Annotated in this window: 16 protein-coding genes; 5 read left to right on the top strand and 11 right to left on the bottom strand. The window is 51.7% G+C overall.

Going from position 1 to position 13,105, the window contains the following annotated elements; genetic code table 11:
* Positions 1-9: 9 nt before the first annotated feature.
* Positions 10-495 carry a DUF2252 family protein gene (locus tag B212_RS0128305; RefSeq protein ID WP_084673433.1) on the top strand — a complete coding sequence of 162 codons (486 nt, stop codon included), beginning with the start codon at positions 10-12 and terminating at the stop codon, positions 493-495.
* Here the strand turns inward: B212_RS0128305 and B212_RS0128300 are convergent.
* Positions 457-2,172, bottom strand: a complete 1,716-nt coding sequence (locus B212_RS0128300) for an Imm51 family immunity protein (protein WP_019914690.1) — start codon at positions 2,170-2,172, stop codon at positions 457-459. The two genes, B212_RS0128305 and B212_RS0128300, sit on opposite strands and share 39 nt — an antisense overlap.
* A gap of 125 nt (positions 2,173-2,297) precedes the next feature.
* The gene (locus B212_RS0128295) at positions 2,298-2,756 is read right to left on the bottom strand and encodes an Lrp/AsnC family transcriptional regulator (RefSeq protein WP_019914689.1); all 459 of its coding nucleotides are present in this window, start codon (positions 2,754-2,756) and stop codon (positions 2,298-2,300) included.
* Between the two features lie 171 nt (positions 2,757-2,927).
* On the opposite strand from B212_RS0128295, the gene B212_RS0128290 reads away from it, so the two are divergent.
* Both B212_RS0128290 and B212_RS0128285 read left to right on the top strand, forming a co-directional pair.
* Positions 2,928-4,100: a serine hydrolase domain-containing protein gene (locus B212_RS0128290; RefSeq protein WP_019914688.1), complete on the top strand. Its 1,173-nt coding sequence runs from the start codon at positions 2,928-2,930 to the stop codon at positions 4,098-4,100.
* A 23-nt stretch (positions 4,101-4,123) separates the two neighbouring features.
* A complete protein-coding gene (locus tag B212_RS0128285; RefSeq protein WP_019914687.1) occupies positions 4,124-5,329 on the top strand; it encodes an MFS transporter in 1,206 nt (401 codons plus the stop codon).
* A 217-nt stretch (positions 5,330-5,546) separates the two neighbouring features.
* On the opposite strand, the gene B212_RS32645 is transcribed toward B212_RS0128285, so the two are convergent.
* The 5 genes from B212_RS32645 to B212_RS0128265 all read right to left on the bottom strand — a co-directional run bounded on the left by B212_RS32645 (position 5,547) and on the right by B212_RS0128265 (position 8,855).
* The gene (locus B212_RS32645) at positions 5,547-5,936 is read right to left on the bottom strand and encodes a tetratricopeptide repeat protein (RefSeq protein WP_019914686.1); all 390 of its coding nucleotides are present in this window, start codon (positions 5,934-5,936) and stop codon (positions 5,547-5,549) included.
* A gap of 198 nt (positions 5,937-6,134) precedes the next feature.
* Positions 6,135-6,419, bottom strand: a complete 285-nt coding sequence (locus B212_RS0128275; protein WP_019914685.1) for a DUF4183 domain-containing protein — start codon at positions 6,417-6,419, stop codon at positions 6,135-6,137.
* Positions 6,420-6,486: 67 nt separating this feature from the next.
* A complete protein-coding gene (locus B212_RS35605) occupies positions 6,487-6,729 on the bottom strand; it encodes a DUF4183 domain-containing protein (RefSeq protein WP_051128192.1) in 243 nt (80 codons plus the stop codon).
* Between the two features lie 35 nt (positions 6,730-6,764).
* Positions 6,765-7,340, bottom strand: coding sequence for a hypothetical protein (locus tag B212_RS35600; protein WP_232231513.1), 576 nt, complete (start codon positions 7,338-7,340; stop codon positions 6,765-6,767).
* A gap of 276 nt (positions 7,341-7,616) precedes the next feature.
* Positions 7,617-8,855, bottom strand: coding sequence for an ATP-binding protein (locus tag B212_RS0128265; protein ID WP_019914682.1), 1,239 nt, complete (start codon positions 8,853-8,855; stop codon positions 7,617-7,619).
* A gap of 209 nt (positions 8,856-9,064) precedes the next feature.
* Between B212_RS0128265 and B212_RS0128260 the strand changes: the two genes are divergently transcribed.
* The gene (locus B212_RS0128260; RefSeq protein ID WP_019914680.1) at positions 9,065-9,832 is read left to right on the top strand and encodes a DODA-type extradiol aromatic ring-opening family dioxygenase; all 768 of its coding nucleotides are present in this window, start codon (positions 9,065-9,067) and stop codon (positions 9,830-9,832) included.
* A gap of 77 nt (positions 9,833-9,909) precedes the next feature.
* Here the strand turns inward: B212_RS0128260 and B212_RS0128255 are convergent, their stop codons facing one another.
* Both B212_RS0128255 and B212_RS0128250 read right to left on the bottom strand, forming a co-directional pair.
* On the bottom strand, positions 9,910-10,395 hold the full coding sequence (locus B212_RS0128255) for a GyrI-like domain-containing protein (protein ID WP_019914679.1): 486 nt from the start codon (positions 10,393-10,395) through the stop codon (positions 9,910-9,912).
* 70 nt (positions 10,396-10,465) lie between these two features.
* The gene (locus B212_RS0128250; protein ID WP_028531080.1) at positions 10,466-10,750 is read right to left on the bottom strand and encodes an alpha/beta-type small acid-soluble spore protein; all 285 of its coding nucleotides are present in this window, start codon (positions 10,748-10,750) and stop codon (positions 10,466-10,468) included.
* A gap of 196 nt (positions 10,751-10,946) precedes the next feature.
* On the opposite strand from B212_RS0128250, the gene B212_RS0128245 reads away from it, so the two are divergent.
* Positions 10,947-11,483, top strand: a complete 537-nt coding sequence (locus B212_RS0128245; protein ID WP_019914677.1) for a MerR family transcriptional regulator — start codon at positions 10,947-10,949, stop codon at positions 11,481-11,483.
* A 69-nt stretch (positions 11,484-11,552) separates the two neighbouring features.
* Here the strand turns inward: B212_RS0128245 and B212_RS0128240 are convergent, their stop codons facing one another.
* Positions 11,553-12,524 carry a hypothetical protein gene (locus B212_RS0128240; protein ID WP_019914676.1) on the bottom strand — a complete coding sequence of 324 codons (972 nt, stop codon included), beginning with the start codon at positions 12,522-12,524 and terminating at the stop codon, positions 11,553-11,555.
* A complete protein-coding gene (locus B212_RS0128235) occupies positions 12,514-13,092 on the bottom strand; it encodes a sigma-70 family RNA polymerase sigma factor (RefSeq protein ID WP_019914674.1) in 579 nt (192 codons plus the stop codon). Before B212_RS0128235 ends, B212_RS0128240 begins: the two co-directional genes overlap by 11 nt.
* Positions 13,093-13,105 lie beyond the last annotated feature (13 nt).

Genomic DNA, 13,105 nt, shown 5'->3' with positions numbered 1-13,105 from the left:
TACCTCCAAATGCCTTACTCCGAAGCCTTCTGGAATTCCTTCGGGCATCAAGGCAAGCGTGTGACAGCTACGCAGCAGGCGATGCACCATAAGGCAGACTCTTATCTGGGCTATCTGACCTTGGAGGAACGGCACTTTTATGTAAGAGAACGCTCCCCTTATAAAAAAAGACTGGAGCCGAAAGATATCCAAACTGCGGAGGATATGATCCGGGTGCTTGAGGTGATGGGCTGCTTAACCGCAAAAATGCATGCCCGGGCCGATGCCGATGTGGACCAAGGCATTCTGACGTATCATAGTGAGCAGGAAATCGCCAAGGCTATGGGACCGGACCCGGAGGCTTTTGCCTCTTACCTGTCGCATTGGGCTTACGCTTATGCTAATCAGGTGGAGAAGGACTATGTTATGTTCACGGAATGGTTCCAAGAACGGTTCCCCGCGACCGCTGTGGAACCGTCAGTCCAGCTCGGCACGGGAGAACAGGTCTTGAATTAGAGTATCATCTTCACAAGCCGTTTTGAACCCGGTGGCAAAGCTGAGAATAGCTTCCTTATTGCTGGAATATGCGCAGAACATACCGGCTTCCGGGTCGAAATGGATAACTTCCGCCAGCTCCGGCATCTGCTCTTCCAAGAACACCGCCGCCAGGGAAGCCCAGTCGTAGCCGCTGCCTTCGAAGCCTTCGTCTGCCCGCGTGCCGAACAGCCAGGATTTGTACGAGCCGGCATTTAGAATGACCGACATCCCGCCGTGTGCCTGCTCCACCAGGATGAACGGGGCTACGCTTCCTGCCGCAGGCACGGCTATGCTGTTCAGCTTGTGCAGCAAGCCCTCTCTCGCCTCATCCGTGAAGGCAAGCGCACCGCCGCGCTCTACAATCCTGCCCTGCCGGATCTGCTTATCCAGCCAATCCGAAAGGAACGAAGGCGCGTAGCCGCCGGTTCCGAATTCGCCGCCGAAGGCGATCATTTTCGAATACACCTCCAGATAGTCTGCCCGGTTCGTGTCCGGGTAGGCTCTGGTATAGAGCCAGAACTGCACATCGTACATCAGGGTGGACCGTTCATCGGCATGGAGAGAAAAATGCCCCTTGTCCTCTACAATCTCTGTGCAGACCGTACGGATTACGCCCTCTATATCGTCTACCTCCGTCACAGTACCGCACAGCTCCGCCAGCAGGGGTGAGAAGGCTCCGTTTGCAACCTTCCGCAGTGCCTCTTTCTTATCCGCTTCCGATGTATCGTAGACCTCCTCATTTACCAGTCCCCGCACAAAGCTCTCGAAGTCCTTTGCCAGAAAGGTAATCTCGTAATCGGCTTCCTGATCCACATGAATTACCGCCGGTTCGCCGTCTCTGCCGCAGGCCCGGTAATCGAGCATGATCACATCATGCCCGGCGGAAGGACAATCTCCGAAGACCACACCAATATCGGGATAACCCCACTCCTCGATCATGAAGCGGCTGCCGAGGTCTCCGCACAGGGAATAGCTCTTCTCCCGCCCGATGCCCAGAATTCCCGTAATCGCCACATGATCTTCTGCCCAGGAGGTCGCTTCTTCAGTAGGGAAGCAGGTATTATAGGGAACCCCTCCATTATGCTGCTTCATCATCCCGATATAAAAGGCCGGAAGCTTATAGCCCAGCTCCTGCTCAACCGATGCAATCAGCTCGTCCGTAGGCGGATCGGATACATAGGATTTCAAAGCATAGGCGCTATCCTCCCAGAAGCCCGCGAACTCCTGCGGCTCATAACGCCCCCCGCCTGAATGTCCACTACTGGCCTGTGCTGCTGCAAAACGCTGCCGCTGCCGCTCCTCCCGCCCCGCCGCACTCCGGCTCCAGTCAAGCAGATCCAGAATGTTTTCATCGCCGGGTTCAAGCTCGTTCGCCCGCTCAAAAGCCTGTACCGCTTGGTCATATTGCTTCAGATAGTAGTAGGAATAGCCTGCGCGGTAATGCCAAATCGGGTCCTGCTTGCCAGGCCCGGCAATACGCAGCAGTTGCTCCAGTGCCTCCCCGTACCGGTCCAGATTATTGAGCGCTCTGGCTAACAGGCCGACGAGTGTGTAATCTCTCTCCGGTTCAGGAATTTCCATAATGCGGCTGACGATGCTGGTATGTTCATCTTCTTCATGCCACTGTGACAGTTGTGCCAGCAAATTCTGTTCCACTATGTATGTGCCTCCTTTGTCGTTTCCACCTATTTCCCCACTAAAAACAAGAGCTAAACATTTTTACATCATGATCCTCGTATAAGGGTACAGCATTAGGCAAAGTGCTGCCCCCTGGCTGCTGACTAATCCAGTAAATTTACGTTCGTCTCATCAAGCGAAGGAATTAGAAACTTAGGCTCAATAGGCGAGGACATCACGATTAGAGTCGTATACGTACCGTATTTATCAGATTCGATCCCGAACGCCTCAAGCCCCTGCGTGGAATCGGACATTATCTTTAACAGATAATTATGTTCTCCACTGATGCGATAGCATTCAACGACATCGGGATGGTCACGGCAAAAATCAAGGAAGCCATAACAATCTCTTGTACGAAAAAGCATATAGGCGGCAGATGACCTTCCAATTTTCTCAGGGGAAATAATGGTCCGGTACTCGCTTATAATTCCTTTTTCCTCCATGCGCTTAACTCTTTCCGTTACTGCGGGCTGTGACAATCCGACACTCTTCCCCAGCTCCGTCATGGAAATTCTCGCCTGGCCTTGAAGATGGAACAGGATTTGCTTGTCAGTAGAGTCCATGTTTGAACACTCCTTTAATATTAAGGTTAGCTGTCTGAAACTCCTTTCTTTTTAACGTTTTATGTGGATTTTATCTTTATTGGCTTATGTAATCAAGTCGGGTGATTTAATATAATGTGCTTACAATAGTAAAGCGGCCACCGCTTTAACTATAGCGAAAGGATGTTAAATATGCACTATTCGAACATGATTAACCCGGACCGTCTCCCGGAACGCATCAACCAAGTAGTTGACCAGACATTAAGCGAGAAGCGCCTGGCCGGTGCTGTCATCAAGGTAGCGATAGACGGGAAGGTCATATACAGCCGGGCCGCCGGCTATGCCGACCGTGAGCTGAACCTGGCTATGCAGGAGGACGCCTTGTTCCGGCTCGCATCGGTTTCCAAACCCATTACCTCCACGGCTGCTCTGGTGCTGGTTGCCCAAGGCCGGCTGAGCCTCGACGACCGCGTGGACCACTGGCTGCCGGAATTTCAGCCACGTCTGGGGAACGGCGAGATCGCGGCAGTGACGATCCGTCACTTAATGACGCACACCGCTGGATTAACCTACCGCTTCTTTCAGGAAGAGGGCGGTTCCTATGAGCAGGCCGATGTATCCGATGGCATGGATCAGCCCGGCATCACGCTCGAAGAGAACCTGCGGCGTATCGCTTCTGTCCCGCTCCTATATACGCCAGGCACGAAGTGGAGATATTCTATCGCAACAGATGTGCTGGGGGCTGTGATTGCCAGAGTCACCGGGTCCACACTCAGCGAAGCCATCCATTCACTCGTGACCCGGCCACTCGGCATGAACGATACCGGTTTTGTTGCAGTGGACCCGCAGCGGCTGACCACGGCTTATGCCGATGACGTTCCGGGGCTGCGGCCTCTAGCTAATCCGGATGGCCTTGCTTTTGTGGAAGGCACAGCAGGCTTCCGGCTTGCCCCCGGGCGGGCGCTCGACCATACCGCCTATCCTTCCGGGGGGGCCGGCATGACCGGCAGCGCCGGGGATTTTCTGCAACTGCTGGAAACCTTGCGCAAGGGTGGAGCGCCTCTGCTGCCGGAATCCCTGGTTCACGAAATGACCACCAATCAGATTGGTGATCTGCCTATGCCCTACTGGCCAGGGAGAGGTTTTGGCTTGGGGATTACGGTGCTTAAAGACCCTATCGCCGCAGACACTGCGGAATCGCCCGGCACATGGCGCATGGGTGGCACCTATGGCCATTCGTGGTTCGTTGATCCTGAGCAGCGGTTAAGCGTGGTAGCCTTCACCAATACCGCACTGGAGGGCATGTCTGGTCCGTTTACAGTTGACCTATGCAATGCCGTCTATGGCAGATTGAATAAAGAATGAACAACACAAGAGAGGGGTGCGAAATGAACAGCGGATTAGCTTCATCCTCACAGCAAGTCTCCAGTCCGGCCGTTTCTGAGCGTCTCCCCTGGACCGGGCTGCTCGCCCTGGCTATGGCAGGGTTTATCTGTATACTAACCGAAACGATCCCCGCCGGATTATTGCTCCAGATCAGTACCGGGCTTGGAGTGACGGAGGCCATGGCAGGTCAACTGGTTACCCTGTACGCCCTGGGCTCGCTGCTTGCTGCAATCCCTCTGACCGCCGCAACACGCGGATGGAGACGGCGGCCTTTGCTGTTGGCATGTATTCTTGGTTTCCTTGTATTCAACACCGTTACTACGTTCTCTTCGAGCTATCTTCTAACGCTTGTGGCCCGTTTCTTCGCGGGTATATCCGCTGGTGTCCTATGGGGAATGGTCGCAGGCTATGCCCGGCGTATGGTACCGGAGCAGCTCAAAGGCCGGGCTATGGCTGTTGCTATGACAGGAACGCCGCTTGCTCTGGCGCTCGGTGTCCCCGTCGGAACCTGGATAGGTGATCTTGCCGGCTGGCGCAATGTCTTCGGCATCCTGTCGCTGCTCGCGCTGCTGCTGACCGTTTGGGTGCTCTGGAAGCTGCCGGACTATCCGGGAGAGGCCGCAGACAAGCGGCTCCCTCTCCACAGGATTTTCACTGCCCCAGGAGTACGGCCGATATTGTTTGTCGTGCTGGCCTGGGTCCTGGCCCACAATATCCTGTATACCTATATAGCTCCTTACCTCACTCAGGCCGGGCTTACCGGGCAAGTAGACCTAGTGCTGCTTATTTTCGGCATTACAGCGCTTCTTGGCATCTGGATGACCGGCATCTGGATCGACCGCCACCTGAGACTGCTGGTTCTGATCAGCGTCGCTGCATTTGCCCTGGCGTCTGTCCTGCTTGGCATAGGCACCAGCCAGCCTCTCGTAATCTATCTGGCGGTTGGCGTATGGGGGTTAACATTCGGGGGAGCGGCGACGCTGCTGCAGACAGCAATTGCCGTAGCTGGCGGGAAAAGTGCGGATGTGGCTCAATCCATGCTCGTGACAGCATGGAATCTGGCCATTGGAGGCGGTGGTGTGGTTGGTGGGATTCTGCTCGAAACAACGGGCGTCGTAACGTTCCCGTGGGCTTTGTTTGTTCTGCTGGTCCTTGCCTTTCTGATAGCCTGGCGCAGCAGAACACACGGATTTCCTTCCGAAGGGTGAACTTGAGCAAGTAGAGAAACGCTACGCCGTCCTTAGAAGGAACCTAATCATCCGAAGCAGCGATACTCCGTATCGCTTTCAGGTATCCGTTTCAGCGGGAAATGTAAGGATAAAGTATAGTTTGAAACTTATACTTTCTTATATTTTAACAAGTGGCGTCCCCGAACGATGGGGACAGCCCCTTTATACGATTCCCGAAGCCGCCGTTACCGGGCATTTATTCCTCTTCTTCAGCATCATCCGCTGCAGGTGCTGCGGCCGCTTCGTTCCGGCTCCATTCGAGAAACTGTATGGTATCCTCATCCTCAGGGTCCAGCTTATGCGCAATCTCAAATTCCCTGATGGCATCCTGAAGCTGATCCAAATAATAGTGGGCATAACCCACACGGAAATGCCATAGCGGGTCCTTTTTTCCCTGCTCGGCAGTCTTCGTGAACCACTTCAGCGCTTCTTTGTAACGTCCCAGATTATTCAGCGCTCTCCCCAAATGAGTGGCCAGTTCATCATCAATCAATATCGTAGGGGTCTCCTTAATACGGTCTACGATTTCTTGATACTTGTCCTCCTCATGCCAAGCATTTAGTTGCGCGATAAGTTCATCTCTCATTGCTATGCCTCCTGATTAGACTTCCTGATATTTTTCTGCTCAAGAAATACTTTACCATTTCCTCAGAGACTTTCCCATTGCAGCCGTCAACGGAAAGCTTCCGTTTAATCAAAAAGCTATCCCCCCGTATCTTGCGACGCTGCAGGGGATAGCCTTGGGAAGTTAAAAGATTGGTGAAGATAGAAATAAAGCTAGTGATTAGTTGATAGTGAACTCAATAAGCACGGGAGTCGCTGCATTAAGAGTATCACCATTTGGAATAGTGATTGCGGTAGTGGTAACGGATGAAGTGTCACCCGTTTGAAGCTGTCCATTGAGATACAGATTGTAATACGCTGGTGCTGTCGGGAATGCAGTCGCAGCCGTTCCGGCATCATTCGTAGTGGCAGTAGCAAGAATGTTGAACGTAGCGCCTGTACCAGTTCCATCTCCAATTGTGGCAGAGAATCTATTAACAGTCATAAATGGTTTAACGATAGCCATGTTCTTCACCTCCTCTACTCTATCTTATGGTAGTAGAAGAGGAAAGTGAGGGCGAAGCAGCGTCCATTTATGAAACCATGGCAAAGAACTGCAGAAATTGTAAAATAATTGGCGTACCTGAGTAGATAACGCCCCCGCCCGGGCTAAAATTCAAGGCAGTTGCACCCACGCTGTACGTATTGCCTTCTTGCAGCATCCCGTTGATGTAAAGATCGTTATAACCATTTACATCCAACACAGGAAAAGAAACCACCGGATTCCCGTTATCATCTGTGAACTGATTAGCCGGAATAGCTGCAGACTCAGTCATAACTATATCTGTGCTCGGAATACACAGGTATCTGCTTACAGTAGGTATGATAGTGACCTTGGGCAAAGGCCCAGGCGGTCCTTGGGGACCTTCCGGGCCTTGCTCGCCTTGCGGACCTGGCGCTCCCGCTGCCCCTTGCTCACCTCGCGGACCTGGCGCTCCAGCCGCTCCCGCTGCCCCCTGCTCGCCTCGCGGACCTGGCGCTCCAGCCGCTCCCGCTGCCCCTTGCCCGCCTTGCGGGCCTGGCGCTCCAGCCGTTCCCGCTGCTCCTTGCTCGCCCCGCAGTCCCTGCGCTCCGGCTGCCCCTTGCTCGCCTTGCAGCCCTGGCGCTCCAATTGCTCCGGCTGCTCCTTGCATGCCTTGCAGCCCCTGCGCTCCAGCCGCCCCCGGCAATCCTTGTATGCCTTGCGGCCCTTGGGTTCCCGGCAATCCGGCCGTTCCCTGCTCGCCTTGCAGTCCTTGAGATCCCGGCAATCCCGCTGCCCCTTGCATGCCTTGCGGCCCCTGGTTCCCCGGCAATCCGGCAGACCCGCGTTCCCCACGGTAGCCCCTGTAACCTCGTGGTCCCGGCACCGGCCGGGGAACATAAATATATATTTTCTTGCGGGCACATGGCTTCTTTCCAGTCAATTTCCTTTTCGGAGTACAATGCTTCGGTTTTTTCCTGTTGAGGATTAGTTTTTTCCTTCTTGGCCTAAGGCACTTCACATAGAATCACCTCCGATTGATTTGGCGTTCTACTTCAAAGGATTACACTCAAGTCTAAAAACCCATTCGTCTTATGCCTATACTATGTCATGAACCCGTTCCGGGAATGGACTTCTGTCCAGTCAGCGTTGGGCTAAAATCCAATTATCTGTAAATAGGCCCTGAGCGCCCGGTCATTTTTATGTCGGGATTGTAATGAGGAAGGTTGTGCCTTTGCCTTTTTCACTCTCCACCTCGATAACCCCCTTTACTTTATTAATGGTACTGTAGACCATAAGCATGCCCAGACCCGTCCCTTCTTCCTTGGTGGAATAATACGGCTTGCCCAGACGCGATATTTCCTCCTTCGTCATTCCAATTCCGGTGTCCTGGATACTGATGATGATATTGTGCTTTTTTTCGGATATATCAATCAGCAGCGTCCCGCCCTCCTTCTCTTTCATCGCTTCAATCCCATTTTTATATAAATTGATTAGGCACTGCTGGATTTGGTTCCTGTCGTAGCATTTAATTAACGTGTTACTGAAGCTGAACTTAACATCTACCTTGTGTATGGTGGCATACGGCATAATGATATTTTTGGTATACTCCGCCTCCGCCTTCATGTTGGAATGCACCATATTCTCCGATTGCGGCTTGGCAAAAGAGAGGTAGTCGCTGACGATTTTTTCCGCGCGGTTCAGCTCTTGCAGAGATAGCTCCACATAACCTTGCTGCTCTTGGGTCAGGTTAGCGGATTTGTTCAGAAGCTGCAGAAAACCGCTCGTAACTGTAAGCGGATTCCTTATTTCATGTGACACACTGGCCGCCAGCTCACTGACGACATTCAGTCTTTCCGACTGCAGAATCCGGTCACGGTTCTTAAGATTGGTAATGATCCGCTCCAGTAAAATCATCAGGATGCTCATCACCACTACATGAGTCGCTACCGCATCAAGAGTAAGGACCCAGAATTGATGGTCTAAGGACTCCACAAGCATACTTAATACGACCAGATAACAGCCCATCGTAAAAAAAGAAATGACGGTTGCCCAAATGATCCGGGCTTTAGAGCTTAGCTTCAGGAACCTGTCGCTGAATGACGGCACCAGAATCAGGACAACTGTTGAAAATAGAAAGGAATGCATCGTTCCCTCTCCACCTATATAGAAACGGTAAATATTTAGTATCAGATATAACGGGAGGACATTTCTGTACCCGCCAAATAGAGCTACGATAATAAACGGGATGTACCGGAGATCAAAAATAAACCCCATCTCCAGTTGAATCGGCTTGGCAATACAGAGAAGCATCGTCACTGCTGACAGCAAAACAATAATCTTTCGGCTATAGGAATACGGTCTATTTTCAAAAAAAATCAATACAAACAGTACCGGGAACAGCAAAAACAAGAAATTCAGCAGCAGGGTCTCTAACAAGGGGTAACTTCCTTTCGGCTGGTGTTATCACTTATTCATTATTATAAGTAAATTTTCAGTTATTCCCAATAAAATCTATAAAAAATTATTCTTCATATAAAAAATAAATAACTTTACGAAACCAAGTAAGTATTGTATATTATATTACATATAGTAAGTAAGTGAATTTACCGAAAGTAATCACACTTTATTCTAAAGGAGACTTTACAATGATATCCCCGCTCTTTGTAGGACACGGTTCACCGATGATGGCGATACAGAACACACCTTGCACGGATTTCCTTCTCTCGTACGGCCAGTCGCTGAAGCCCAAAGCCATTGTTATTTTCACCGCCCATTGGGAAACAGAGACGCTTACCATTTCATCCACGGATGATGTGTATGAGATGATCTATGATTTTGGCGGCTTCCCGGACCCATTGTATCAGATCAAATACCCTGCCAAAGGCTCGGTTGCCCTGGCTCAATCCCTTGCTGAACGCTTCAGCGCGAAAGATATCCCGGTTCAGTTCGACATCAAGCGGGGACTGGATCACGGGTCCTGGGTTCCGCTCTCCCGGATGTTTCCGGTCCCGGATTGCCCGGTGGTTCAGATATCTGTGAATCCCTACCTGCCGCCTTCCCAGCAGTACCTTATTGGGGAAGCGCTGCGCGGGCTGGATGAAGAGGACATCCTGATTGTTGGCAGCGGCGCAACCGTGCATAATTTCCGCACCATGAACCCGGATGCCACGGCCCCTGACCCTCAGGCTGTCGCTTTCGATGATTGGCTGATCGAGCATATGCGGAAGCAGGATTTGGACAGCTTGTTCAACTATACGTCGCTAGCTCCAAATGCCCGCCTGGCCGTGCCTAGACCTGAGCATTTCGTTCCCCTCTACATCGTGATGGGCAGCGGCAATCCGGACCGTCAGCCCCAAGAGGTTCACCGAAGCTATGAAATGGGCTCGCTGAGCTATTTCTCAGTTGCCTTTTAAATAATGCAGCACGTGGAAGAACAAAAAAAAGACACCGGGGATGAACCATCCCTGGTGTCTTCTTGTATAGATCGGGTTTATTTTACCGCAATGTAAATCTGCACTTCGTTAGCGCCGGGATCAAGATTCCGGGACGGATAGAGTTCATAATCGCCTGTGTACGTTCTTAGCTCCGGCGATTTCTCGAAATATGCCCAAATCTCTCTCCACGCCTCAGGCACCACTTCATTCACCGGACCTTTTTCCGCCGTAAATACAAGATACTTGCTGGCCGGAATCACTGCATAACTGAGCTTATCGTCCGGCTGGAATGCTGCTTCTTCGCTGACTTCATGCCCAATAACCACTGTATAGGCACCGCTCGCGTCACTTTCATAATCCGTATATAAGGAATAGAGAGGTTCGGAGCTGCCCATTCCCGCCCGGGATGCCAGGCTGCTGCCAAAGTAGGTGTCCCATAACCCCGGTAACAGCCCATTCGGCCCTAATTCCACCTGGTTTGTAGTGCGTACGCTCACGCCAACCAGTCTGATTTCCGGCTTTTCAACTGTATAAATAGACATCGTTCATCCCCTTATCCTTGTTATAAGGCCATTATAGCGCGGAGAAGTGGACAGCATTATGTCATATTATTTATGAGTTCTCCTTCTTCGCTAGCTGCTCCTGGGCGAGCCGGATCATTTCCCGGACCATGGAGCCGCCGATTCTGCCGCCAATCTGGCCCGCTGATTCTGTAGTCAGACTGCCATTGCTGCCTGGCTCAAGCGGTACTCCCAGCTCTCTAGCCACTTCATATTTCACATCGTCCGGCCGGCTCAGGTCAACATTGTAGCCTTCCTGCTTCATCACATTTGCTTTAAATGTCTGCATCCCCTGTTCTGCCCCCGGCACCACATATCTCCTGTTTCTTCGGGCCATGCCAACCACTCCCTTGAGCTCTTTTTCCTTAACTTGCCCCGGGACAGAGGTTTTCATCCGGCTTCCTTTCCCTATAAAAATGCTCGTAATAGCACTTTGTTTAGCGAATGAGCACTTCCTTTGTCACCCGTGCAGGTAGCCGCTGCCAAAGAGCGAATTACTCCTATCAAACACTACCTGAACTGGAGGAATCGAAATGGAAAATCTGAAAACAAAGGATGCCGCAGAGCTGCTTTCCGTTAGCCAGACAACGATCAAACGCTGGGCTGCCATGTTCCCTGATTTCTTTCCTAAGGACCGGTTTGGACATTACATTTTCACGGAACAGGAAATCAGCCTGCTAGAGTCTATTAAAGACCGCATTACTCACGGGGAAGCCCTTGAGCGTATTCATCTGAACCCCGCTGACGGGGGGCCGCCCAAATCACTGCAAGAGAAACCGCTCCCGCCCACACAGGAACAGCCATTGGAGGACATGTTGTCGCGGATCAAGGATATCGAGCGCTCACTCGACCATAAAGCCGACGAAGTCGTGTCATTCCAGTTGCTCCAGCAGCGCGAGGAGCTTGAGGACCTGCGGCAAATGATCAAGCAATTGGCGGTATCCCTGGAAACGATTCAGAACAGCCAATCCCCCTCTCCGTATGCAGAACTCCACCCCGTTGCTGCCGTGAAGCTCACGACTCCGCCAAGGAAGCGCGGCTTGCTGCGTTCCTTTTTTTCATTACTGTAATCCCTAATTCACCAGCAAAGAACGGCTGACTCCAATTCAGATGGAATCAACCGTTCTATTTTTGCCTGTTTAGAACAGGCTCTTAGCCGCCTCAATCAATTGTTCCTTGGTCATCGCCTGGGAATCAGTCTGCACGTGATAGGCCACGGTTTTGCCGCCGGCTTCACTCAGCCACGTTACATCCTGATGCTTAGGACTCTCGCCGAACAGGGATTGATCGTCCATCAGATAATGTGCGGTTAAGCCGCCTATTTTGATATCCTCGTATATTGTGTTGGGTGGAACCAATTGGAGCGCTTTGACGCCGGGAGCACCGTCTGCAATTTGCCAGGTCAGATAAAGCGACTCATTGGCCGCATTGCGGTATACAGAAGTGTAGGTCTTAATAAGATCTTGGGCCGCATCGGTCTTACGCCACAGCATCCCGCTCCCCGACTTCTTGCTTTCAGCCTTCATCTCATCCAGAAGCTTGTAGCCATCCACGCCGAAACTGAATTGGTATGGCGAGGTCTCCATGCCTTCCACGAGCTTGAAGGTTCCCAGAAATGTGTCAGGAAGCTTCTCCCCGATACTGCGCTCCTGCAAAGCTGCCTTCCATGTGTCTAATGGAAGTACGGCTGGTTGATTAATACCGTATACAATGGGTGATCCCTGAACCTCGCGGTCATAGTCTTTAAGATATACTACCGCTGTTTCTCCGGGATTTAATTGTGCCTTCACTTCCGCAAGCGAACCGCGAATCCTTGTCACGTCCTCTTGCTTGAACTGCAACTGCTGCTCTGTTTGATAGCTGACAGAGAGCTTCTCCTTATTATCCGTGAACAGGAGCTTACTGCCTGCATAGGCAAAGCCGCACAGCATGACAAAAACAACCGCAAGCAAGACGAATTTAGGCATTTTTCTTTTGGTGGACATGAATGGTTCTCCCCTTTGCAACATCAACTGCTGCCTGTATTCCGCCACAATCCGGTCATCCAGGTCGGAAGGACACTTCCGGGAATCCCGTTCGAACGCCTCTACCAATTGCTGCTCAATAGACAAAGCCATCCCCCTCCTTTCGCAAACCCTCTTGATCGAATCGTCGGCGCAACTGCTTAAGCGCATGATGATGTCTGGATTTTACTGTGCCTAACGGTATCTTCAGCAATTCGGAAATCTCCTCCAGCGAGCAATCCTGATAGTAGCGCAGAACGATAACCTCCCTGAATTTGAGGGACAGCGTCTGCAGAATCGGAAGCAGTTCGAGCTGATCATCCAGAACAAGGAGCTGTAGCTCAGCAGCGGGATCGGATGATTTGGAGGTGGTAAGCTTCAGCTTTTCCGCGATGCGAAAAAGGCGCCACTCCTTCCGTTTCCAGTTTCGTACCTGTCTGACAATCAGGCCATTGAACCATGAGGTGAAATTCTGTCCCGCATCATAATTCTTCAGACTTCTGAACAACTCCAAATAGACTTCGCTCATAATGTCGGGAGTGTCTTGCTTGCTCGGAGCGAGATAGCTGATTAACCGGTAAGCATGGTCGCGTGTTGCTTCATATACAACTTGAAATGCTTGTTCATCACCCTGGCTCCTCCGGATAAGCCACGGGTTCAAGTCTAAGTCCTTCATAGGGCCGGCCTCC

Origin of the sequence: Paenibacillus sp. HW567, from assembly GCF_000374185.1 — a bacterium.
GTDB lineage: Bacteria > Bacillota > Bacilli > Paenibacillales > Paenibacillaceae > Paenibacillus_AQ.
This window is presented reverse-complemented; position numbering and strand designations above follow the sequence as displayed.

Bases quoted from the DNA above. Each gene is read 5' to 3' on its own strand.
- B212_RS32645 (WP_019914686.1), bottom strand. From the start codon at position 5,936: ATGAGAGATGAACTTATCGCGCAACTAAATGCTTGGCATGAGGAGGAC.
- B212_RS0128285 (WP_019914687.1), top strand. From the start codon at position 4,124: ATGAACAGCGGATTAGCTTCATCCTCACAGCAAGTCTCCAGTCCGGCC.
- B212_RS0128290 (WP_019914688.1), top strand. From the start codon at position 2,928: ATGCACTATTCGAACATGATTAACCCGGACCGTCTCCCGGAACGCATC.
- B212_RS0128295 (WP_019914689.1), bottom strand. From the start codon at position 2,756: ATGGACTCTACTGACAAGCAAATCCTGTTCCATCTTCAAGGCCAGGCG.
- B212_RS0128275 (WP_019914685.1), bottom strand. From the start codon at position 6,419: ATGGCTATCGTTAAACCATTTATGACTGTTAATAGATTCTCTGCCACA.
- B212_RS0128250 (WP_028531080.1), bottom strand. From the start codon at position 10,750: ATGGCCCGAAGAAACAGGAGATATGTGGTGCCGGGGGCAGAACAGGGG.
- B212_RS35605 (WP_051128192.1), bottom strand. From the start codon at position 6,729: ATGACTGAGTCTGCAGCTATTCCGGCTAATCAGTTCACAGATGATAAC.
- B212_RS0128255 (WP_019914679.1), bottom strand. From the start codon at position 10,395: ATGTCTATTTATACAGTTGAAAAGCCGGAAATCAGACTGGTTGGCGTG.
- B212_RS0128260 (WP_019914680.1), top strand. From the start codon at position 9,065: ATGATATCCCCGCTCTTTGTAGGACACGGTTCACCGATGATGGCGATA.
- B212_RS0128305 (WP_084673433.1), top strand. From the start codon at position 10: ATGCCTTACTCCGAAGCCTTCTGGAATTCCTTCGGGCATCAAGGCAAG.
- B212_RS0128245 (WP_019914677.1), top strand. From the start codon at position 10,947: ATGGAAAATCTGAAAACAAAGGATGCCGCAGAGCTGCTTTCCGTTAGC.
- B212_RS0128235 (WP_019914674.1), bottom strand. From the start codon at position 13,092: ATGAAGGACTTAGACTTGAACCCGTGGCTTATCCGGAGGAGCCAGGGT.